Source organism: Sutcliffiella horikoshii (genome assembly GCF_021991925.1).
Taxonomy (GTDB): domain Bacteria; phylum Bacillota; class Bacilli; order Bacillales; family Bacillaceae_I; genus Sutcliffiella_A; species Sutcliffiella_A horikoshii_F.
In genome coordinates this window covers 185,539-205,502 of sequence record NZ_RXZI01000006.1, presented here as the reverse complement: position 1 = coordinate 205,502, position 19,964 = coordinate 185,539, and the positions used below count along the sequence as shown (strand labels likewise).

The following is a 19,964-nucleotide window of genomic DNA, read 5'->3' as shown; positions in this document are numbered from 1 at the left end:
TTAAAAGGATAAAAGGTTGCCTTATAACGTTATTTATTTACTCTTTTTCATTTATAAGCTTCATTATTCTCTTCATATTAACCGCAAATATAGATGCGGCTCCTTGAATCTCCATACCTAAAAGACCCGCTGATGATGCTATATCATACCCGTGTCTATGTTTTAGTTCACTATTTTTGGCCTCTATTTTATATCTAGATTTAGCCTTTTCTTTAAACGCCAAGGTGTTTTGAAATGCTTCCTGCTCTTTATGTTCTGTAGATTTTATGGTAACGGAGTATGTTCTACTCTTTGCACCTTCTTGATAACACCCTTGTCTTAAAGGACACACTTTACATTTCTCTATATCAAAAAAATAGGTGTTACGTTGATTTTTTCCTACATTTTTCTTGCCTTGTCGTTTTACTTTAGTTGCCAAATGCCCCGCCTTACACACGTACATGCCTGCATCTTTATTAAAGTCGAATTTTTCCTCTTCGGTACGAGTTCCTTGAATAACAGGATTTAGTTTAGAAACAAGTGCTATTTTATTTTCCTTTGTAAAATTAATATTATCTTTTTCTGAATAAGCAGTATCCCCAATGATAGTATCAACGACCATTCCAGCTTCCATTGTTTTTTTCATAAGTTCAGGAAGGTATTTTCCATCATTTTTTTCTCCTGTCGAAATAACTGCAGCTGTAATGATACGTTCTTCACTTAATGCAATGTGAGTTTTAAAGCCAAAGAAAGAGGAGTCCGCTGTTTTATGGCCAGTGCGAGCATCCGGATCATTGGAGTAACAAATTTGTTCTGTATAATCTTCCACTACTTCTTTAAGCACATTTAACTTCTCTTTAACGGCAGGAATGGATGCTACTTGTGGATTCTTTTCGACCACCTCAATAACTTGGCGGCAATAAATTAACTCATCTTCGACATCGTGAGATGTCGTTTTCTTTGGTAATTTCTCTTTGATTGATTCGTCCACCTGATAGATAGCTTTTCGTACAATTTTAGATTTTTCTTGTAGAAACTCTGTTGCGGTTTTTTGGTTGTATCGGGCTTTTGTGTGAGTGGCATCTACAATAATCGTTTTTGTTTGGATGATTCCGTTCTCCAATGCAATTTCCACTGTTTTCTCTATAAGCATGTCTAGAATCCCCACATCTTTTAGGCGGAGCTTACGGAATTTTGTTAAGGAACTGGAGTCAATTACTGGATCTTCTGGGGCCATGTCGAGAAAGTACTTAAATGACATATCATATTGGGAGCGCTCTACAATATCTACATCTGATAAATCATAGATTGCTTTAAGCAACAGATATTTGAACATACGTATAGGTGGTATTGCCTTGCGGCCATTATCTAGACAATATTTTGTTTTTAATTCTTCATAGATAAAGGAGAAGTCTACCAGTTCATTTATTTGACGGAGAATGTTTTGTTTGGGGACTACGATATCATAAATTGCTGAAAATGGACTAAGACTAAAGGATGCTTGGTTTGAAATCATTCGTTGAATACCACCTATTAACGTTATTTATTAATAGCATAAAACAAAAAAAGCAGAAGAAGTTTGATTGGAATCAACTTTCTTCTGCTTTTCAAAATGAGTATTTTTTGAGTAAATAGTGTCTTTAGCTGTAGCTTGGAACAAAAGGCGTAGACTCCAGCGGGGGAGTAGCGGCAATCTTGAGACCCCGCAACGAAGTGAGGAGGCTCAAGGTCGCCCCGCGGAAAGCGAAGCCTTTTGTGGAAAGCAACAGCGGTGTTTAGCCAAAGTATCAAAGTATAAATTAAAGTACTTTTTCAGTGGCCTCGGCGTAGCCCGAGGAGGCTTCCTGACTGCCCGCGGAAAGCGAAGCTTCTGCAACGAAGATCAACTCTTCCAACAGATAACCTAACTAATTTATAGTTTGTGAACAGTTCTAGAGCCTGGATGTATTTCAAGCTCTTATATAAACAATTGATTTAGCTTGGATGTGACGAAAGGACTTATCCATTAGAATTGGAAAGACCTTTAAATAATCTTCTTTTCCTTGGCCAAAAGAAAAGCAGCACGTTTGGAATGAATCTGTTCTTGTTTAATCATTTCAAGAAATGAAACAAAGAAACTCCCATCAAATTGCTTTTGCGCCTTTAAAGTTACTTCAATGGCTATATTAACCAAGTAGTCGGAACTATCTGTATAATGCTTGCCAAATTCTATAAAACCAAGAGAATCTTCTCCAAATTTAAACCCTTTTGAGGTAAGTTGCTGAAGGTATTCTTCTGTACTCCATGATTTTTTCATATCGATCCATCCTTTTGTTCATCCCCTTCTACAATCTTACCGCAAAATTTGTCGTTTGCCCATTAAAGTTTGTCCCAAAGTTCCATTTTTTTCTTTTTCGGTAGCAAATGCATTCCAAGAAAAGCAAGAGCAATTCCGAACAATGCACCGCCAACCACTTCCTCCGGTTGGTGTCCCAACCGTTCTTTTAATCGCTTTTCCAATTTATCATGGACATTCTTATCAGGTTTCCCCTCGAGTCTGTCCAACTTTTCAGCAAGATCATTAACAGCAAGGGTTATCTCTCCAGTTTGTCTTCTTACACCTTGAGCATCATACATGACAATCAATCCAAATATAGCTGATAGTGCAAAATCTATGGTTTTATAACCCCTTTTTAACGCTATGATGGTTGCCAATGCCGATACTCCTGCTGAATGAGAGCTTGGCATCCCTCCCGTTTCAAAGAAAGTACTCCATTCCCATCTGCCTGTTCTTACATATTTAATGGGAATTTTTAAGAATTGTGCCAAAGTAATGGCACTTAATGCTATTTTTAATGGTCGATTCAAACTAATCACCTCTTATGTAGTTTGAGTCAATATGAACTTCAAGATGCAACATAATTTATAGAGGAAAAAGGAAACCTATGTGATAGGTAACGGAGGTGAAAAGCATGAGCAGAAATAAATCCGCAAACAGAGGAAAGAAAGCACCCGGTGTAAACCCTCAAGGTTATGGCCAAGATGCAGAGTTTTCACATGAGGTTCATTCTAAGCTTGAAAATAAAGCCAAAAAAGATAATACAAAACGATAAAAAAGAGAAGATGACTCGTTCATCTTCTCTTAACAAACCTTATTTATGAATCCATGCAAGTTTTTAAATTCCAATTCATCAAATTTACTTGCAACCTTGCTTCGATCAATACTGATGGTCGCATCATGCAATTCACAAGAAACTGGTACATCACACTTGATAGTTGCAAGCTCTCTTGAAAGGTGCAATAACTCCAAGCTGTCTTCAAATTTCTGGCGTTGACTTTTTGTAAGTGCAGAAAGGTTTTCTAAGATCCCATCCACGGTCTGGTACTCCATTAATAACTTTGTAGCAGTTTTTTCCCCGACACCTTTTACCCCAGGGTAGTTATCACTACTGTCACCCATTATTGCCTTGAGGTCTATGAGCTGATGTGGCGTAAGACCCTTTTTCTCATAGAACCCATTCTCATCCAAAACTTCATAGTTGCCATAGCCTTTTAACAACAATGCTACTTTTATATTGGGTTTGATAAGCTGGAGGACATCCTGGTCACCAGTTAGAATAATGACTTCCGCTTCTTCTCTGTATAGTTCGGCAAGAGTTCCCAAGCAGTCATCTGCTTCAAAACCTGCAAGTCCAATATTTGGGATGTCAAACGCCTCAACCACTTCTTTGACAAGATCGAATTGAGGAATCAACTCTTGTGGTGGCGCAGGTCTGTTTGCTTTGTAGTCATCGAACATTTCTGTGCGGAACGTTTTGCTTCCCATGTCCCAGCAGCAGACAACATGTGTGGGTTGAAATGTTTCCATGGAGGTGATCATATGTTTAACAAATCCCTGAACGGCATTGGTCGGGATTCCGTTAGATGTATACATAAAGCGATTATAAACACTTGTTGCAAAAAAGGAACGGAATAATAAAGCCATTCCATCGATCAGTAATACTTTTTTCATAAGGACACTCCCTCTCTATTCCGCTTATGATTATAGCATAAATTAGAGTTGGGGGACAGACACTCCTATCTAGACGGCGAAGGACAAATGCTCAGGAAACACAAGAATACCCCAACGTCAAAAAGCGACATTGGGGCACCGTTTTAAAAGATTAGTTAGTAAAGCCATCACATATAATTGTGATGGCTTCAGACTGTTGACAAACTATAAATTAGTTAGGTTATCTGTTGGAAGAGTTGATCTTCGTTGCAGGAGCTTCGCTTTCCGCGGGCGGTCCGGAAGCCTCCTCGGGCTACGCCCTGCGGGGTCTTCCATGTCCCTTCCTCCCGCAGGAGTCTCCGCTCCTTCCACTGCGATCAACTAGAGATTTTTATCATTTTTGGACTTTGTCTACACACTGAAGCCATCACTTTTAGATGTGATGGCCTTTTTATTATTGATTTTTCTTGTTCGTCATTTTTGCTGCTTCGTATTCAGCGTAAGAAGCAAACTCTGAATCCATGTTACCTTTTTGTTTAGCGTTATTATTACGTTGGGCATTGGCATTTCCTTTTTTTGTGCGTCCCATTCTGGGTCCCCTCCTTTTTAAGGTGAATCCCTTATAGTTTGCTCAAGGAGATAACCATTTAAGAGAGGGTAAATTTAGTTCTTTATTTTAGATATTGGGTTGGCTGTGTAACTTATCCAGTCACTCCAGCTACCTGCATAAAGCTTTACATTATCAAAACCTGCTTCCTTAAGGGCCAAGATAGTGGGACAGGCTGTAACACCTGAGCCACAGTAGACAACAGCCTCTTTGGAGGAATCCAGCGAGGAGAACCTTTCTACCAATGCTTCCTTCTGTTTCCACTTTCCATTTTCGAAACTATCCATCCAGAAAAAGTTAAGGGCACCGGGTATATGGCCGGCTATCTTATCAATTGGCTCCTCTAACCCTTTATAACGGTTTGGCTCTCTTGCATCAAGAAGATATGCATCTCCATTATTGAACGCAGATAAATGCGACTTAACGTCTTCCATATCAACCACTAGATCTTTTTCTAACTTAAAAGAAAAATTGCCCTTTTTACCCTTTTCGGGTACATCTGCAGTAACAGGATACCCTTCTTTCAACCACTTCTGATAACCGCCATCCATAACTAGCACATGCTTATGTCCCATAACCTGTAGAAGAAACCAAAGTCTTGATGCCATAGCACCGTTCTGATCATCATAAAGAAGGACCCTACCATCGTCATGAACCCCAATACCTTCCAGTTTCTGAAACAGCTCCTGAAAATCTGGCAAAGGGTGCCTTCCGCCATGTGTTTCTACTGCACTGGATAAATCTTTGTTCAAGTCCATATAATGGGCACCTGGAATATGATGCTCTTTATATTCTTCAAAACCCTTATCTGGAACATGTAGATGAAAACGGCAATCAATGATAGTAAGCTCGTCCAACTGCTCCTTCACCCATTTTGCTGAAACGATATGCTTCATGCTTTCCCCTCCGTGATTATCTACTTCGAGAAACAAATTCCTGCACCATTTCCTTGGTTACCAATTGACGTTGAGGAGCGATTCCTTTTCGCGCCAGTCCATTGATTCTCTTCGTTACCTCATTTATTTTTTCCGTTGTAAATGGTTTTTTTTGCTGGCATAGTACGATTGCCTCTTCAATGTATGCCTCTCTTTGCTGTTCTAGTTGCAGAAAGCTCATCACAACTTGATTTTGTTTTCTAGAATGCTCACTGATTGCTTTATGTACGCTCATGGTTGTTCCTCCGTTTTATTTCTTCTTTTTTCATTAATTGTAATACGTTCTCTTTAGGTTGCCAACAATCAAATTTGAAATGCGGCTTTGTTTCGTAACCAAGTCTGCTGCAACGATAGATAGTAGCACTTGCCCACTTTTGTACTTGATAGTGCTGACAGGTGGCACAAGCATGAAATCGATTAGTGATGACTCTCACCCTCTATTCCCAGCTGCTGAAAAAACAGCTTCTCTAACACTTTTATATCCATGGACCCATTGTCCAATTGAATCAACGACACTTCTGGCTCATTTAAAAAGTCCGATATTTTGGAAGGAAGTTGAACTATCTTAGGATGTTCGTTCAAACATTCCCCCATCTTCAAACGATATAGCAGAGATAGCTCTTCATTATGGAAAAACCTGCTAGTCTTTTCAAGTTCCTTTAATTGAATGGTTGATGACCTATCGGAAAGGACCTGTTCCAGCATTAATGAAGCACGCACCGCATGGACAAGGTATGCGACGTTCCTTTTATCGCACCATGCCAGGAGGTTTTTCTTAGCCATTTTCACATAATGGTACCCCAGCACTTTTTGTGAGTAACCTTTTAGTACCATCGCTTGTAATTCGAGAATGACCGGGTCCATTTCTCTATATACAATGGGAGATAACATCCACTCGTATAAGGAGGGATTGGACTTTCTGGCCAATAAGAGAGTTTTTTTCAGGTCCCATCCCTGTATGTCAAAATTAGCATCCTGCAGGGTGATTGTATCCCCATTCCCCAACAAGGTAAGGTATTCCCTAAGCGGGGCGATATAAATGAATCGGACATCGAAATCACTGTTTTCGGATGCGAACCCATAAGACCTACTTCCGGCCTCACAGGCATAGAGAATTTTCACATGATGTTTGAACTCGATTTCTTTGAGTACATCCCCTATTCGATTCACCTATTTCCCTCCTTAGTTCTTATGCTGTTGAATATTTACTAAGATATGTTCCAAATTCGGGATGTCTTGTTCTTGCTCAAGTGCGGATTGCATTCCTTCAAAATAATCATATAGCTGTCTAAGGATATACTCCCTCACACCTTGCAAGGAATTGTTTAGTTCATTTTTATAATGGACCGATAGATTCGCCTCGCTGTTCTTCAAGTAACTATCCATCATAGGGGACAGTTGCTCTTCTAGAAACTGAGCCATTTTCTGTTTTTCATTTTTCTCAAAAAAAGCTTTCGAATTGCGATAATATCCTATCGTTTGTTTTTCCAACTTGGACGAAATAGGTGGAAATGTGCCATTCATTTTAAACGGTAGGAAATCCTCCACTTCCAGAATGCGTAAGGAAAGCTGTGGTTCTTGCTTTTTCGCCTCTGCTTCTATTTCTTTTTGCCAGGAAAGTAAGGTCTTCCCGATAAAGTTCTCCGCGCGAACAGTTGTTGCTCTTACTTCCTGCGAGAGGTTGTGGGATATATCTTTAACAAGTTCATGCAAACAATTCACGAGCTGTATTTTCATATTCCTCCCGTCTTCCCTGATCACTGCAGGATTAAAGCTTTCCTTGAAGAAATCAGTAAATCGCAATAATGTCCGTTGCTTTACATAATAAAGCAATTCATTTACTTCTTGATCGAGTAGTGTGAAGAAGCTGTCTGTTGTGTATTCCTTTAAATATGCTTCCATCTCAACCTTATTATTGGCATGGTAAAGCTTTAATTTCTCCTTTTCGCCCGATCCAAGCTTTGCTTGCTGTACAAAATGATCAAACAAACCAATGACTCTGTTTAGGTCTAATTGCGCTGCATGAAGGCTCATCTCGACCAAATCTGCCTGTATGAAATCAGAAAAAGCCATTTCAAAATCGTTCATTAAGGAGTTTTTCAAAAATGGATGTTGGAACATCTGGCCTTCTTTTTCTTTTAATGCAAGCAGACTAGATACTGGAAATAATCTTGGATGGCGGATTCCGTAAGTCGTCAATTGTTCTTCCACATAATCGCATACCAGTTCAAGCTCTTCCTCATTATTCGCAAGATCTGCTGCATTTACAAGAAAGAACATTTTATCCATGGCAAAGGCATCTTTCACTCTGCCAAGTTGAATCAAAAACTCACGATCCGCTTTTGAAAAGGCATGCTGATAGTAGGTTACAAACAATATAGCATCCGCATTCTTGATGTAATCGAATGACACATCCGTATGCCTTGCATTGATGGAATCGGCTCCCGGTGTATCCACCAACGTAAGCCCTTGCCTTGTGAATGGACAATCATAAAATACTTCAATCCATTCCACAAAACAAGATTTTTCTTCTTGAGCGACATATGCTTCAAATTCATCAAGGGTTACCTTTTGGAGCGTACCTAAGTGTGAACTCATGTACTCCCAGCCTTTCAAGAAGGCTTTCAAAAAATGAAAGTGAGTCTTCTTGCTTGCATCGAGTTCTAAGTGCTCATTTTTAGAAATAATAGTCTTGATTTTCTGACTAGCCTCTTCAAGGTTGATTAATTTGGTTTCAAAGATCAACAATGCCTGTTTGACATCTTCAAAAAGCTGTTCTGCTGTTTTCATCTGTACACAAACCGTTCCATGCGGATTCCCATCAGAAACTGGGGAGATCTTATTGATGGAAGCAGTCGTTGGATTCGGTGAAACAGGTAGCACTTTTTCACCGAACAGCGCATTCGCAAGGGAAGACTTCCCTGCACTGAAAGCACCGAATAACGCAACTGTAAAAGTTTGGTTCTCTATTTTATCTGCTCTCTTTTTCAAGTCATCCACAATTGTTTGAAATCCATGAATTTCTTTCAGAGAGTTCGCAGTCTCCCTTAGCCCTTTTATCAGTGAAGTCGGTTCATTCTGCTTAATTGCATCTTGAACAACGATTTCTTGTTTATCCTTGTCATCCTTCTGTTTGGTTGTAATGAATGACAATTCATCTCCACGTACTCTTCTATAATTGCGGTTCAGATATTTGGTCAATAGGTCAACCTTTTCATCATGTTCCATAATTGCTTCGCCATTCATCATAAGGATATTGTTTAAAACCTCATATTCTTTTTCAAGTTCCATATGAAGGATAGTAATGGCTTCTTGTGCATGATGCACCGTTTCCAGTCGTTCTACTTCCACCTTTAAAGCTTTCGTATTCTCCTGCATATCCTTCTCGAGTTGATCAAAGAAATTCTCCATGAATTTTTGCACCTGCTTCTGGTACTCCAATTTAATGGAATGAGCCAGATCTTTTGTATAGTGCAAAACGGCATTTCCCGTATATCCAGCACCTGTTTTCACATGCGCGGATATAAATTTTTCTGTGATAGGGACAGTAATACCTTGGACCTTATCGAATATGGCGGGGGAATAGAAATTCTGTTCCTTTAAGAAGGAAAGAATATGTTCATGGATAAACCGCTCAATCTGTGTTTTTACACGCTCTCCCAAATCATTTCGAAACGCTCCACTTCTTTGCTCACGCTCTTCCTGCGTTTTTTTACCCGAAAATAGTAAGCCGACTTTAAATCCTTTTTGCTGGGATTCAAGATACTTCTCTGCAAATTCCCTCATTTCAAACGGTGTAATATTGGCATTCTGCAATATTCGCTTTGTCTGATCGACAAAAGCTTCTTTTATCTGAGTAGTTTCAGACTCAATGGAAGTAAGCTTGGCTTGGACTTCATTCAAGGTTGCCGCTACATCTTTTGGTAGATCTGTTGTTGATTGAATGATCTGTTCATGGCGTTCCATTTCCTCTTCCCTTTGTTCCAACAGCCATTCTTTATGTTCTTCCATAATAGTATGGAGTGCCTTTTCAATCGTCTTTGGCAGGATATTCAATTTATCTTGTCTAAGTATATGAATGGTCTCTTTGACTATTGGAAGGTCATTGAGAGGATGATTGGTCTCTTTCAGACTTGTAAAGTAAATGCTTGCCGGTTCAATTCCCCAGTCCTCAAAAGACTCCATGATCCTTGCATTGTAGATGGAAAAAGGAATTTCCTCTTCTTGATGCTTGTCGATTTGGTTAATAATTAAATATATCCTTTTTTCCTTGTCCTGTAATTCTTTGATAAACTTGAGATTCACTTCCGATTGGACATGATTATAGTCCATTACATAGAAGATCACGTCCGCCAAATGAAGGGCAGATTCAGTGGATATCCGGTGGGCATCGTCGGTGGAGTCCACCCCTGGTGTATCCAAAACGACCATGTCCGAGGGGAGCTTCTCAAAAGGGAATTGGTACTCTACAGCTTCTACTTGATCCCCATCTTTGCAGTATGCTTTAACATGCTCGAAAGACACTGGAGGAAGTATTTCCAGGGATTGCCCCTCAAAGAAATGGACATGTGCAAGCTCTTCCCCATTTTTGATCTGGACAACATTTGCTGAGGTTGGAATCGGACTCGCCGGTAAGATGGCTTCCTCCAATATTTCATTGATAAAGGATGATTTCCCCGCTGAAAAATGACCGCAAAATGCTATGCTCAATTCTTTCGTTGCGTTTTTATTCAAAAGTTCGGCCACTTTCTTGGCACTTCTTTGATCCCCATGATTATGTAATCTCTCTAAGATTAAATTTAATTGCATTTGGAGCAGACTTGTCTGCTGTTCCTTTTGTTTGAGTTGTTGCTTTGGATTATTTGATCCCATTTCTTATGTCCCCTTAGTTGTGTGTATCTTTTCTCCGCTTCTTTAGTCTATTTTACTTGATATTGCAGTATTTTCCCACTTTACTTGCCTTATTTATTAATATTTTTGTTAAAGGAACATGTGCATGGATTTTTCTACTTAGGATTTTTGTTACCAATAGAGATACTCTACGTTTATTGTTTTTCAACTCTGATAGATATCGGTAGCTTTCAGCTCGGTGTGCATGAGTCACCTCGGTAAGTTGTGGGTACTCCATTCTATCGCTACCTCACGCCGGAGTCTCCCCCTGCACATCTATCTACAGGAATGGCCTCACGAACAAAGGTCTAAAAAAAAACAGGAACCTCTACCAATACTGAAGTAGAAATCCCTGATATGTATTATTTTATCGTTTTAGGTTCACATGTTTGATGTAAAACAACTTTCATTAAAATAGAATATGCTACAACAGTTGTACCAATTAACAATAATGTCATGTTGGTATGGCCCCCTCGTTGATAGTGATAATTATTATCATAATCATACCAGCTTATAGGCTAATTGACAATGACTTTCATTCTAATTCTTTCTGAAAAGTTGGAGAAAAACGGTTCCTTTCCTCCATATAAGAGGCATAATTTGTTGTCATATCTGATAGCGCCCTTTCCTCGAGCGGAATTCTTACACTTAACATCCAGGCATTCAACAACGTAAATACCGTGGCTGTAAAATAGGCATTAAACATTAGCGGTATCAGCAGGATTTCTAGCACCACGATCGTATAATTTGGATGACGTAGGAATTTATATGGACCAGACTTCACAATTGATGCATCAGGCAAAATCAAAACCTTAGTATTCCAGAATCTTCCCAGTGACTGTATTGCCCATATACGGAGAGATTGTGTCAAGAGAAACAGGATAAGGATGACCGGCCAAAAGGGGCTAAGTGTTCTTTCAAGCAACACGACTTCCAATAAGAAACTTATCAAAAATATTATATGTAAACAGACCATATATTTGTAATGTTCTTTCCCGTATTCAATAGCACCTTGCGACATGATCCATTGTTCGTTTCTTTTGGCAATGCCAAGCTCCAAAATTCTTTGAGTGACTATAATTGCAAAGAATAACGAGAAAACCATGCTTCTTCACTCCCATTCCAATAATAGCATTTCAGAGCTGAATCCAGGTCCAAGTGCCGCAGCTATTCCCTTATCACCTTTATCCGGATTCTTTTCCATGATCTCCTTCAGGACATACAGCACCGTAGCTGAAGACATATTTCCGTATTCCTTTAACACCTGAAAGGAAGTATCGAGCTTATTCGTTTCCATTCCAAGACACTCTTGGTATGCTTCCAATACTTTTTTTCCACCAGGATGCAGAACGAAATGCTCCAACTCTTCCAACTTAACATGATGACTTTCTAGGAATCTGCTCACGTTTGGAGCAAGCCAGTTTGTGATAATCTTAGGGATGTCTCTTGAGAAGACAACAAATAACCCCTCATTCTTAACCTCCCATCCCATGACATCCTCCGAATCCTTCATCAAAGTGGACTGACTACCCAATACTTTTGGATAACTTCTACTATCCTCCAATTGCACCCCGTCGCCAACCATCAAGACACAGGCGATGCCATCAGCAAATAGTGAGGTACCTACTAGATTACTCTTCGAGCGGTCATTCTTTTGGAATGTAAGACTGCAAAGTTCCACACTTAATACTAGAACCTTTGCTTTCGGAAATGCTAGGCAGTATTCATACGCCCTAGAAAGTCCAGCAGCACCACCAGCACAGCCGAGTCCCCATATTGGAATTCTTTTGGTATATGGGGAAAAAGGGAGGACATTCATGATCCTCGCCTCAATACTAGGTGTAGACATCCCAGTTGTAGAAATATAGAAAATGGCTTCAATATCTTCATGGGCTATAGGTTGAGAGAGAGTTGCCGAATTATGCAAGCATGCATTTATCGCCTCTGAACCATAAGCCACTGCTTCTTTAATGTAAATATCATTTTTCTCTTCAAATGTATGAGGTTCCCTGAACCATTCAACATCCCTTGCAAAATGACGTTTTTCTATTTGGCCATTTTGAAAAACCGTGAGAAGGCGATTTATATCTTTAAAAGAATCTTCAAATAATTCTTTGGCAAATTCAACAACTGTATCCTGTTGGATTGGAAATTTAGGAATGGACGTTCCAACAGACAATATTTTTGGCATAATTCGTGCACCTCATCAATTATGGTACTGTTAATTTTGCCATAATTTATATAAATATACTGATAAATAGACTATATATAATCAGATTGGAAGTAGGATATAGAAAAGTATAAAAAAAACCTCCCCAATTAACTTGGGAAGGTACATTTCGTTTTAAAGGAGTTGTTGTGTTGTGCATCCTTATTATAACGAAAACAGCTGGTATTAACACTATAAATTATTGGAAATCAACTTTTGTAGAACTTTGCCATCCAAAGCTCATCCACATATTCTCCATTAATGAACGCTTGTTCCTTCTGATTTCCTTCTTCATGAAACCCATATTTTTTATATAACTGGTAGGCGATTTCGTTCGAAGAAAAGACGGTTAAAGATAGTTTTCTTATATGTTGCTCACACCACATATCCGTGTAATCCATAATCTTTTTTCCAATACCAAGCCCTTGTGCTTCCTCAGCAAGCCAGGTACGAAATAAGCCTGTATGTCGCTTCATTTGAATTTCACCACGAATGATCCTAGCTATCCCAACCACTTTTCCATTACGCTCTACTCCAATATACATATTCTCTTTTGTTTTCATATCACGAATAAACAGCCTTTCTTCCTCAGGCGTTCGAGGTACGTCTTTCTGAATATATTGGCCCGCAGCAATGATACTCTCCACAGCGGTCACTATATCCTCTGCATCCGCTTCTTCCACTGGACGTAAAATTACTGTCGATTCATCCTTAGCTGTAAATTCAAAACGTAAATCTAACATGATGATCCTCCTATAAACTCTTTAGGTACTACATCCTACTTCATTTATCCTTATTGTTCAACAAAAAACCTTTTATCAACCAAGTAAATGTTGAAATTTGTTGAAAAACAATTCTGGAAGTGTGATATGATAAAATTGTACTATCTAAATGAAATGAGGAGGTGCCAAATGTACCTTTCGGAGAGTTTGAGACAAGTGTTCGCCAGGACTATAGACTCATTTAAGTCTGTCATCCCAGTGGATATCACCTTTGATGAACCAAGCCTTTACACTGAAAAACGGACAAACGTTACATACGGGGTACTCATCATTTTGACAGGTGACATCCGCGGTCAATTGATCATAAAAGGTGAACGTCATGCTTTTCAGCACATTGGAGAATTGATGTTTGGCATGCAATTGGAAGGTGATATGCTCCAATCCTTTACAGGAGAACTTGGAAATATGATTGCAGGGACTCTTTCATCCAAAGTTGCGGGAAGTGGCATCCATATGGATATCACCACTCCGGATGTACTGAACGAGCAACAAAAAGAGTTCCACCTTATGAACCGACTACATACTCCTGTTTATTTGAAAGATACACTGAAAATGCAAATTATCATGGAGTTGGAAGATGCATCATAACTCCTTTGAACCCTCCATATGGCGGGTTTTTATTTTGTTTGCTTTTGTTGGACTTTAAAGGTATTTCCGGCTTTTTTTAGAAAATAAAAAGACCTGAGGTTTCCTCTGGTCTTTTTACATTCCATCATGTTAATTGATAGATTTTATTATATTTGTCCTCTAGATACTTGATGAGATGGTCTGCATTCAATTCTTCACCTGTTACATCTTTCAGGATTTCCAGTGGCTTTTTCAGCTTACCATACTGGTGAACTTTGTCGGTCAACCATTTCTTAATAGGTTCAAGATCTCCATTGGCCAGTAACTCATCATAATGTGGAAGATCCTTCAGCATCGCCTCTTTGAATTGGGCAGCATACATATAGCCAAGTGCATAGGAAGGAAAATATCCAAAGCTTCCTCCAGACCAGTGAACATCCTGAAGAACACCTTTTGCATCATTTGGTGGTGTGATGCCAAGATAGCTCTGATATTTTTCATTCCAAGCAGCAGGAAGGTCTTTCACTTCCAATTCATCATTAAACAGTGCTTTTTCCAATTCATAACGAATCATGATATGTAAAGAATAGGTCAACTCATCTGCCTCGATACGAATCAGGGAAGGTTTGGATTCATTTATTGCCAAATAGAATTCTTCTAAATTAATATCATCAAACTGTCCTCCTGCAAAGCGTTGAAGGCTCTGATAATGACGCTTCCAGAAGTTCTCATGACGCCCTACGAAGTTCTCATAAAATAAGGATTGTGATTCATGTATTCCCATCGAAGTACCAGAGCACAAGCCTGTTCCCTGTAAGTCTTTTGAGATATTCTGCTCATAAAGGGCATGGCCACATTCATGTATCGTTCCAAAAACAGCAGTACGGAAATCCTCTTCGTCATATTTAGTTGTCACTCGGACATCTCCTGGATTAAGACCTATTGCAAAAGGATGGACTGTTTCGTCCAGTCTGCCGGAGTCGAAATCATAAGCTAATTCCTTTAGAATTTCCATGCTGAAGTCCCGCTGTTTATCTTTTGGAAAATGCACTAAAAGATCATTGGCCCTTGGTTGTACAGAAGATTCAGCAATGCTTTGAACAAGTGGAACAATTCGATCTTTTAATTTAGCGAATACCTCATCCAATTTCTCTACTGTAATTCCTGGCTCGTACATGTCTAATAAAGTATTATATTTGTTTCCTTCATAGCCCCAGTACTCAACAAATCTTTTATTGAAATTCACCAGTTTTTCCAGGTATGGCTCAAGCATGGAGAAATCCGACTTTTCTTTCGCTTCTTCCCACACAGACTCTGCCTTTGTGGAAAGGACTACATATTCCTGGTATTCTTTAGCCGGAATTTTTTTATTACGGTCATAATTCTTTTTACTCTCCAAGAGGGAGGCCTTTGTAACATCATCTAACGTCTTATAATTATCATCATGTAAAAGCTGAGTCAGGTAACTTGCCATCTCTTCCGAAGTAGACATTTTAAATAGTTCTGAGGATAAAATCCCAATGACATCTGATCGACGGTCCACTCCCTTTTTAGGGGCGCCCGTTCTCAAATCCCAAAAAATGAGGGATAGGGCCTCGTTATAGCTGTCCATTTTATTAATATGATTTAAATATTCATCTTTTACTGTGCTGATCTCTACCATATGTATCTCCCCCATAATCATTAGAACTACTGTTAAGAATACACAATTTTCGCACTATTTGGCAATACGTTTTTTCCAACAAGATTTTAGTCTACATGCTAAAAAAGCACCGAATGGGACTCCGGTGCTTTTTTATGAATGAAATATTATATTGTCACTGGGCTGGTTGGAAGTACACCTTCTAGTTTTTCACGAACATCTGCGCGAAGTCCTGAAGGAAGATACAAGGTAATCTCCCCCTTATCCTCAGTGGTACGAATGAGTCGGCCCATTCCTTGACGGAGGCGCAAAAGCATGTACGGAACATCCAATTGCATATAAGGGTCATCCAACCCTTTCCGTTTAGCAGCAAATACAGGATCATTCGGAGGGAAAGGCAGGGACCAGATGACCACATTGGATAAGGAAGGACCAGGGATATCCAATCCTTCCCAAAGGTGATAGGCACACAGTACCGCACTTTCATCATTTTGAAACTCCGAAACCAGTACGCTTATTTCCTTTTCTCCTTCATAAAGAAATGGATAGTCTTTATTGTTCATATTCTCCATTTTGAACCTGAGGAGATCCTGTTTGGAGGAGAATAAGACAAGCGTCCTGCCACCATTTCGAGTTATCGAATCAAGCGTCCTGTTGAACTTCACGTGAAAATCCTCTTCTACCGTTAAAGAAAGCTTCATATTTTCTTCATAGTCAAAAGGCGAATTGATTGAAAATGATAGGTAATCTTCTATTCCTAAAGAAGTTGCCAAGTAACCAAAGTCTTCATTATCGGATAATGTCGCCGAGGAGAAGATAAAAGGAATGCGCTTTGAAAAGACATTTTCCTTTAGTACTTCTTCTACCGTTTTTGGCATGACGACCAATGTCAGGTCCTTGTTTGCATGTTCTGCCCATGCGATTACATCTTCTTTCGATAAAAGCAACTTTAATAAGAATTCAATAGAATCCAAGTATTCTTCCACAATGTGAAGCTGGTAATGGTCTACAGTATGAAGCTCTCCCTCAAAAACAAGTTGATTGCCTATCTCCTCGATTTTAGAAAGAAGATCTTTTGCACTTTTAACAAATTGGATATCCATCTTTATATCTTTACGGTCCGAACCCTCAATACTTGTTAGATTATCTTCCAGCATTTCAAAGAAGAGGTCGTTTGACTGAAGAGAATCCTCTACTAATAAGGCAAACTCTTCTCGTAAATCGTTCCCCAATAGGCGAGTAAGAATTTCTTCCACTTGTTGATTTTTAATCTTATATGTCAGAGCTTTTTGGGCAGCAAATTCCAGTAAGTGCCCTTCGTCAAACACTACACTTGAAGCCTCTGGTAAAAGCGGAAGTTGTCCTTCGCGTTTACGCTTTTCATATGTCCACACATGCTCCATGTAAAAATCATGGGAGCAGATGATAAGGTCTGTTGATTTTCGGTAATGATCGCGTGAAAGGGTTTGTCCACAACGATGTCTTTTTTCACAGCTGAAACAGTCTTGGAAGCTATCCCAAGCGATCATATCCCATTCTTCGTCGTTCAGGTTGGCATAATCCTTTCGATCGCCATAGGCATGGAACGACTGCATGGCTGCAGGTTTATTCACAAATTTAGGAAGTGAGTCAAACACTTCATCTATGTTGTCGTTATCATACTTGTCCACTGCAAAATCCAGCTTGTTTAAACACAAATATTGATCCGGGGACTTGGCAAGACGAACATCGACCGTAATGTCAAGAACCTTGGAAAGCTTTGATATGTCTCCTTCTTTTTTAACAAGTTGTTCGATCAGTGATTCATCGGCACACGTTATGATGGCCGGTTTTCCCATATACCTCGCGTAACAGATTGCGTATAAAAGGTACACCATCGTCTTCCCTGTTCCAACACCGGCTTCCGAGAAAATCACCTTCTTCTCTTTAAACGCTCTCTCCAGTTGGAACGCCATAAAAATCTGTTCATCACGCAATTCAAAACCAGCTTCAGGCAGGATGTCGTAAAATACATCCCCAATCCATTCGTTCAGTCTATCAAAAAAAGAATCCCCTTTGTTCATTGTAAATGGCAGACGATTGTTCATTCTATGTACCTCCGAGAAAAGTTTGCATCTAGTCATTATCTAACATTTTATGTATGTTTGTCAAGGTGAATATAAGGCTTTAATTGATCGGTGAAGCTTCATGAAAACTTCTTTATCTCGATTCTTGCTTCACTGATGTCTTCATTCGCTACGTGAAGACTCCTCCCGACGGATTCACGCTTCATTGAGGTCTTCATCCGCTACAAGAATACTTCTTTATCCTTTCCCACTTCTCCTCCAAGGTCTTTACATACCTATTCACTCCAAATAAAAAACCTCCAAGAGGGAGGTTTTTTCAGACTGTTGACAAACAATAAATTAGTAAGGTTATCTGTTGGAAGAGTTGATCTTCGTTGCAGGAGCTTCGCTTTCCGCGGGCGGTCCGGAAGCCTCCTCGGGCTACGCCCTGCGGGGTCTTCCATGTCCCTTCCTCCCGCAGGAGTCTCCGCTCCTTCCACTGCAATCAACTAGAGATTTTTATCATTTTTGGACTTTGTCTACACAATGAAAAAACCTCCAAGAAGGAGGTTTTTTCACTTAATTCTTCGTGATATGGATTATCTCATCATCAAGCAGAGTGGCGTACAGCATTGCTTTTGTATATTCATCACGTGCAGCATTCATTCGTTCCACACATTCATGATTATCTAGTAGATTTTCACTTGCAAGTCGCTGATAGCTACTTTCCAATGCTTTGGAGATTCTCATAAAATCATTCACATGCAAAGGCATAGAAACCCCTCCAAACAGTATTGATAGAAGTATTCTATGCCCATTTGTTTAAAAATATTCATCGGGGGTGTTTAAGTTTTTTAGATAGTTTGTTTAATTTTCTTTACTCGATGATCGATCTTTGGAACCCTTTTTGTCACGTTCTTCCTCTTTTTCGTATTTAATTTCTTCAAGTGGAAGTTCATCTATTGGCATGACGAGTTGATCACGGTTCTTCTGTTTTTTTTCGTTCTCTTTGAAAGCCTTCTCTTTTTCATTTCGCTCTAGTAATGCTTTATCTTTATTATGGTCTTTCATCACCATCACTCCTTTTTAGGAGTAATTCCCTCTGCTCAAAAGGTTAAACGTACCCTATCCTTTTCTAGGTGGACGTTTCCCCCAGTATTGATAGAAATCGGTTTTAATAAAACCATTAAATAGTTTCCGTTTCTTGGTTGCTTTCTTCCCATAGAAACTTTCAAATCCTTCATGTGAGGTCAGCATATAGACAGACCATGTATCCAAATCAGAGAATGCCTTCCCCATCTCTCGGTACATCTTTTCTACTTCCGGTCGATCTCCGAGACGTTCGCCATATGGTGGGTTTCCAATAATGACTCCATATTCTTTTCTGGTAGTAAAATCACTGACTTGCATCTGTTTAAAGTCAATCAGTTCACCTAGCCCAGCTTCGAATGCATTCTCCTTTGCAATCGTAATCATACGGTGATCAATATCAAAACCAGCTATATCAAGGGGCTGATCATAATTAGCCTTATCTTCCATTTCTTCACGTGCGGTATTCCATAAATCTTCCCCTACCCAATGCCAATCTTCAGAAACAAAGTCACGATTAAAGCCAGGCGCAATGTTTTGTCCAATTAATGCCGCTTCGATCGGGATAGTACCGGACCCACAAAATGGATCAACAAACGGTTTATCAGGATACCAGTTAGTCAACATAACGAGGGCCGCTGCAAGTGTTTCCTTTAGGGGAGCCTCCCCTTGGTCAGCTCGATAGCCACGTTTATGCAAGCCAATACCTGAAGCGTCAATGGTTATTTGAGCAGTATCTTTCAACAGAGCCACTTCAATTTTATAAACGGCTCCTTTTTCATCCAACCAGGCGGACTGGATATTGTAATGAGCCTTCATTTTTTCCACTACTGCTTTTTTCACGATTGCTTGGCAATCCGGCACGCTGAAAAGTTTGGATTTTACCGACTTCCCAATAACCGGGAATTCCGCATCTTCCGGAAGATAGTCTCCCCAAGGCAAAGCCTTGGTCTTCTCAAAAAGCTCCTCAAAAGACGTAGCTTTAAACTCTCCAACCACTACCTTGATACGGTCTGCTGTACGTAACCAAAGGTTTGCTCGACAAATTGCCATGGCATCCCCCTTGAAGATAACCTTTCCATTATCCACTGTACATTCATACCCTAGATCTCTTACTTCCTTTGCCACAAGGGATTCTAGACCCATTGCTGCTGTTGCGATCAATGTATAGTTCTTCACTAAAGATTCACCCTAACTTTATTCGATTTCTACTATATGTATTTTTTACAAGAAGTATCTGAAAATATCC

General features: G+C 39.6%; 20 protein-coding genes. 2 read left to right on the top strand and 18 right to left on the bottom strand.

Annotated features, from left to right (window positions below):
* Positions 1–37: 37 nt before the first annotated feature.
* The 3 genes from EKQ44_RS16050 to EKQ44_RS16040 all read right to left on the bottom strand — a co-directional run bounded on the left by EKQ44_RS16050 (position 38) and on the right by EKQ44_RS16040 (position 2,826).
* Positions 38–1,495, bottom strand: coding sequence for an IS1182 family transposase (locus EKQ44_RS16050; RefSeq protein WP_237664550.1), 1,458 nt, complete (start codon positions 1,493–1,495; stop codon positions 38–40).
* 507 nt (positions 1,496–2,002) lie between these two features.
* Positions 2,003–2,275 (bottom strand): DUF6123 family protein, encoded by a 273-nt coding sequence (locus EKQ44_RS16045; protein WP_237664549.1) that lies wholly within the window; start codon positions 2,273–2,275, stop codon positions 2,003–2,005.
* 62 nt (positions 2,276–2,337) lie between these two features.
* A complete protein-coding gene (locus EKQ44_RS16040) occupies positions 2,338–2,826 on the bottom strand; it encodes a divergent PAP2 family protein (protein WP_237664548.1) in 489 nt (162 codons plus the stop codon).
* Positions 2,827–2,930: 104 nt separating this feature from the next.
* Between EKQ44_RS16040 and sspL the strand changes: the two genes are divergently transcribed.
* Entirely contained in the window at positions 2,931–3,071 is a 141-nt protein-coding gene (gene sspL / locus EKQ44_RS16035; RefSeq protein ID WP_237664547.1) for a small, acid-soluble spore protein L, read from the top strand.
* A 29-nt stretch (positions 3,072–3,100) separates the two neighbouring features.
* On the opposite strand, the gene EKQ44_RS16030 is transcribed toward sspL, so the two are convergent.
* The 10 genes from EKQ44_RS16030 to EKQ44_RS15990 all read right to left on the bottom strand — a co-directional run bounded on the left by EKQ44_RS16030 (position 3,101) and on the right by EKQ44_RS15990 (position 13,333).
* A complete protein-coding gene (locus EKQ44_RS16030) occupies positions 3,101–3,970 on the bottom strand; it encodes a 5'-3' exonuclease (protein WP_237664546.1) in 870 nt (289 codons plus the stop codon).
* 433 nt (positions 3,971–4,403) lie between these two features.
* Positions 4,404–4,538: a hypothetical protein gene (locus EKQ44_RS21480; protein ID WP_010193767.1), complete on the bottom strand. Its 135-nt coding sequence runs from the start codon at positions 4,536–4,538 to the stop codon at positions 4,404–4,406.
* A 74-nt stretch (positions 4,539–4,612) separates the two neighbouring features.
* Complete coding sequence (locus EKQ44_RS16025) at positions 4,613–5,452, bottom strand: sulfurtransferase (protein WP_237664545.1); 840 nt, start codon at positions 5,450–5,452, stop codon at positions 4,613–4,615.
* Positions 5,453–5,468: 16 nt separating this feature from the next.
* A complete protein-coding gene (locus EKQ44_RS16020; RefSeq protein ID WP_237664544.1) occupies positions 5,469–5,726 on the bottom strand; it encodes a YpbS family protein in 258 nt (85 codons plus the stop codon).
* Entirely contained in the window at positions 5,713–5,925 is a 213-nt protein-coding gene (locus EKQ44_RS16015; RefSeq protein WP_414491339.1) for a hypothetical protein, read from the bottom strand. Before EKQ44_RS16015 ends, EKQ44_RS16020 begins: the two co-directional genes overlap by 14 nt.
* Positions 5,909–6,661 (bottom strand): nucleotidyltransferase domain-containing protein, encoded by a 753-nt coding sequence (locus tag EKQ44_RS16010; protein ID WP_237664543.1) that lies wholly within the window; start codon positions 6,659–6,661, stop codon positions 5,909–5,911. The genes EKQ44_RS16015 and EKQ44_RS16010 overlap by 17 nt, the downstream gene beginning before the upstream one ends.
* Positions 6,662–6,673: 12 nt before the next feature.
* Positions 6,674–10,363, bottom strand: coding sequence for a dynamin family protein (locus EKQ44_RS16005; protein WP_237664542.1), 3,690 nt, complete (start codon positions 10,361–10,363; stop codon positions 6,674–6,676).
* 553 nt (positions 10,364–10,916) lie between these two features.
* Positions 10,917–11,486 carry an isoprenylcysteine carboxyl methyltransferase family protein gene (locus EKQ44_RS16000; RefSeq protein WP_237664541.1) on the bottom strand — a complete coding sequence of 190 codons (570 nt, stop codon included), beginning with the start codon at positions 11,484–11,486 and terminating at the stop codon, positions 10,917–10,919.
* Between the two features lie 6 nt (positions 11,487–11,492).
* The gene (locus tag EKQ44_RS15995) at positions 11,493–12,572 is read right to left on the bottom strand and encodes a type III polyketide synthase (protein WP_237664540.1); all 1,080 of its coding nucleotides are present in this window, start codon (positions 12,570–12,572) and stop codon (positions 11,493–11,495) included.
* A gap of 227 nt (positions 12,573–12,799) precedes the next feature.
* The gene (locus EKQ44_RS15990; protein WP_237664539.1) at positions 12,800–13,333 is read right to left on the bottom strand and encodes a GNAT family N-acetyltransferase; all 534 of its coding nucleotides are present in this window, start codon (positions 13,331–13,333) and stop codon (positions 12,800–12,802) included.
* A 168-nt stretch (positions 13,334–13,501) separates the two neighbouring features.
* Between EKQ44_RS15990 and EKQ44_RS15985 the strand changes: the two genes are divergently transcribed.
* Complete coding sequence (locus tag EKQ44_RS15985; protein WP_237664538.1) at positions 13,502–13,960, top strand: chemotaxis protein CheX; 459 nt, start codon at positions 13,502–13,504, stop codon at positions 13,958–13,960.
* Between the two features lie 124 nt (positions 13,961–14,084).
* On the opposite strand, the gene EKQ44_RS15980 is transcribed toward EKQ44_RS15985, so the two are convergent.
* The 5 genes from EKQ44_RS15980 to EKQ44_RS15960 all read right to left on the bottom strand — a co-directional run bounded on the left by EKQ44_RS15980 (position 14,085) and on the right by EKQ44_RS15960 (position 19,894).
* Positions 14,085–15,602, bottom strand: a complete 1,518-nt coding sequence (locus EKQ44_RS15980) for a carboxypeptidase M32 (RefSeq protein ID WP_237664537.1) — start codon at positions 15,600–15,602, stop codon at positions 14,085–14,087.
* Positions 15,603–15,748: 146 nt separating this feature from the next.
* Entirely contained in the window at positions 15,749–17,668 is a 1,920-nt protein-coding gene (locus tag EKQ44_RS15975) for an ATP-dependent DNA helicase (protein WP_237664536.1), read from the bottom strand.
* A 537-nt stretch (positions 17,669–18,205) separates the two neighbouring features.
* The gene (locus EKQ44_RS15970) at positions 18,206–18,400 is read right to left on the bottom strand and encodes a hypothetical protein (protein WP_047968909.1); all 195 of its coding nucleotides are present in this window, start codon (positions 18,398–18,400) and stop codon (positions 18,206–18,208) included.
* Between the two features lie 93 nt (positions 18,401–18,493).
* Positions 18,494–18,697, bottom strand: coding sequence for a hypothetical protein (locus EKQ44_RS15965; protein WP_237664535.1), 204 nt, complete (start codon positions 18,695–18,697; stop codon positions 18,494–18,496).
* A gap of 54 nt (positions 18,698–18,751) precedes the next feature.
* Entirely contained in the window at positions 18,752–19,894 is a 1,143-nt protein-coding gene (locus tag EKQ44_RS15960; protein WP_237664534.1) for a THUMP domain-containing class I SAM-dependent RNA methyltransferase, read from the bottom strand.
* Positions 19,895–19,964 lie beyond the last annotated feature (70 nt).

What these genes read in the sequence shown, in the direction of transcription:
- EKQ44_RS16020 (WP_237664544.1), bottom strand. Translation starts at nt 5,726, where the DNA reads ATGAGCGTACATAAAGCAATCAGTGAGCATTCTAGAAAACAAAATCAA.
- EKQ44_RS16025 (WP_237664545.1), bottom strand. Translation starts at nt 5,452, where the DNA reads ATGAAGCATATCGTTTCAGCAAAATGGGTGAAGGAGCAGTTGGACGAG.
- EKQ44_RS15980 (WP_237664537.1), bottom strand. Translation starts at nt 15,602, where the DNA reads ATGGTAGAGATCAGCACAGTAAAAGATGAATATTTAAATCATATTAAT.
- EKQ44_RS16005 (WP_237664542.1), bottom strand. Translation starts at nt 10,363, where the DNA reads ATGGGATCAAATAATCCAAAGCAACAACTCAAACAAAAGGAACAGCAG.
- EKQ44_RS15965 (WP_237664535.1), bottom strand. Translation starts at nt 18,697, where the DNA reads ATGAAAGACCATAATAAAGATAAAGCATTACTAGAGCGAAATGAAAAA.
- EKQ44_RS15970 (WP_047968909.1), bottom strand. Translation starts at nt 18,400, where the DNA reads ATGCCTTTGCATGTGAATGATTTTATGAGAATCTCCAAAGCATTGGAA.
- EKQ44_RS16050 (WP_237664550.1), bottom strand. Translation starts at nt 1,495, where the DNA reads ATGATTTCAAACCAAGCATCCTTTAGTCTTAGTCCATTTTCAGCAATT.
- EKQ44_RS15985 (WP_237664538.1), top strand. Translation starts at nt 13,502, where the DNA reads ATGTACCTTTCGGAGAGTTTGAGACAAGTGTTCGCCAGGACTATAGAC.
- sspL (WP_237664547.1), top strand. Translation starts at nt 2,931, where the DNA reads ATGAGCAGAAATAAATCCGCAAACAGAGGAAAGAAAGCACCCGGTGTA.
- EKQ44_RS21480 (WP_010193767.1), bottom strand. Translation starts at nt 4,538, where the DNA reads ATGGGACGCACAAAAAAAGGAAATGCCAATGCCCAACGTAATAATAAC.
- EKQ44_RS16030 (WP_237664546.1), bottom strand. Translation starts at nt 3,970, where the DNA reads ATGAAAAAAGTATTACTGATCGATGGAATGGCTTTATTATTCCGTTCC.
- EKQ44_RS16045 (WP_237664549.1), bottom strand. Translation starts at nt 2,275, where the DNA reads ATGAAAAAATCATGGAGTACAGAAGAATACCTTCAGCAACTTACCTCA.
- EKQ44_RS16000 (WP_237664541.1), bottom strand. Translation starts at nt 11,486, where the DNA reads ATGGTTTTCTCGTTATTCTTTGCAATTATAGTCACTCAAAGAATTTTG.
- EKQ44_RS15990 (WP_237664539.1), bottom strand. Translation starts at nt 13,333, where the DNA reads ATGTTAGATTTACGTTTTGAATTTACAGCTAAGGATGAATCGACAGTA.
- EKQ44_RS15975 (WP_237664536.1), bottom strand. Translation starts at nt 17,668, where the DNA reads ATGAACAATCGTCTGCCATTTACAATGAACAAAGGGGATTCTTTTTTT.
- EKQ44_RS15995 (WP_237664540.1), bottom strand. Translation starts at nt 12,572, where the DNA reads ATGCCAAAAATATTGTCTGTTGGAACGTCCATTCCTAAATTTCCAATC.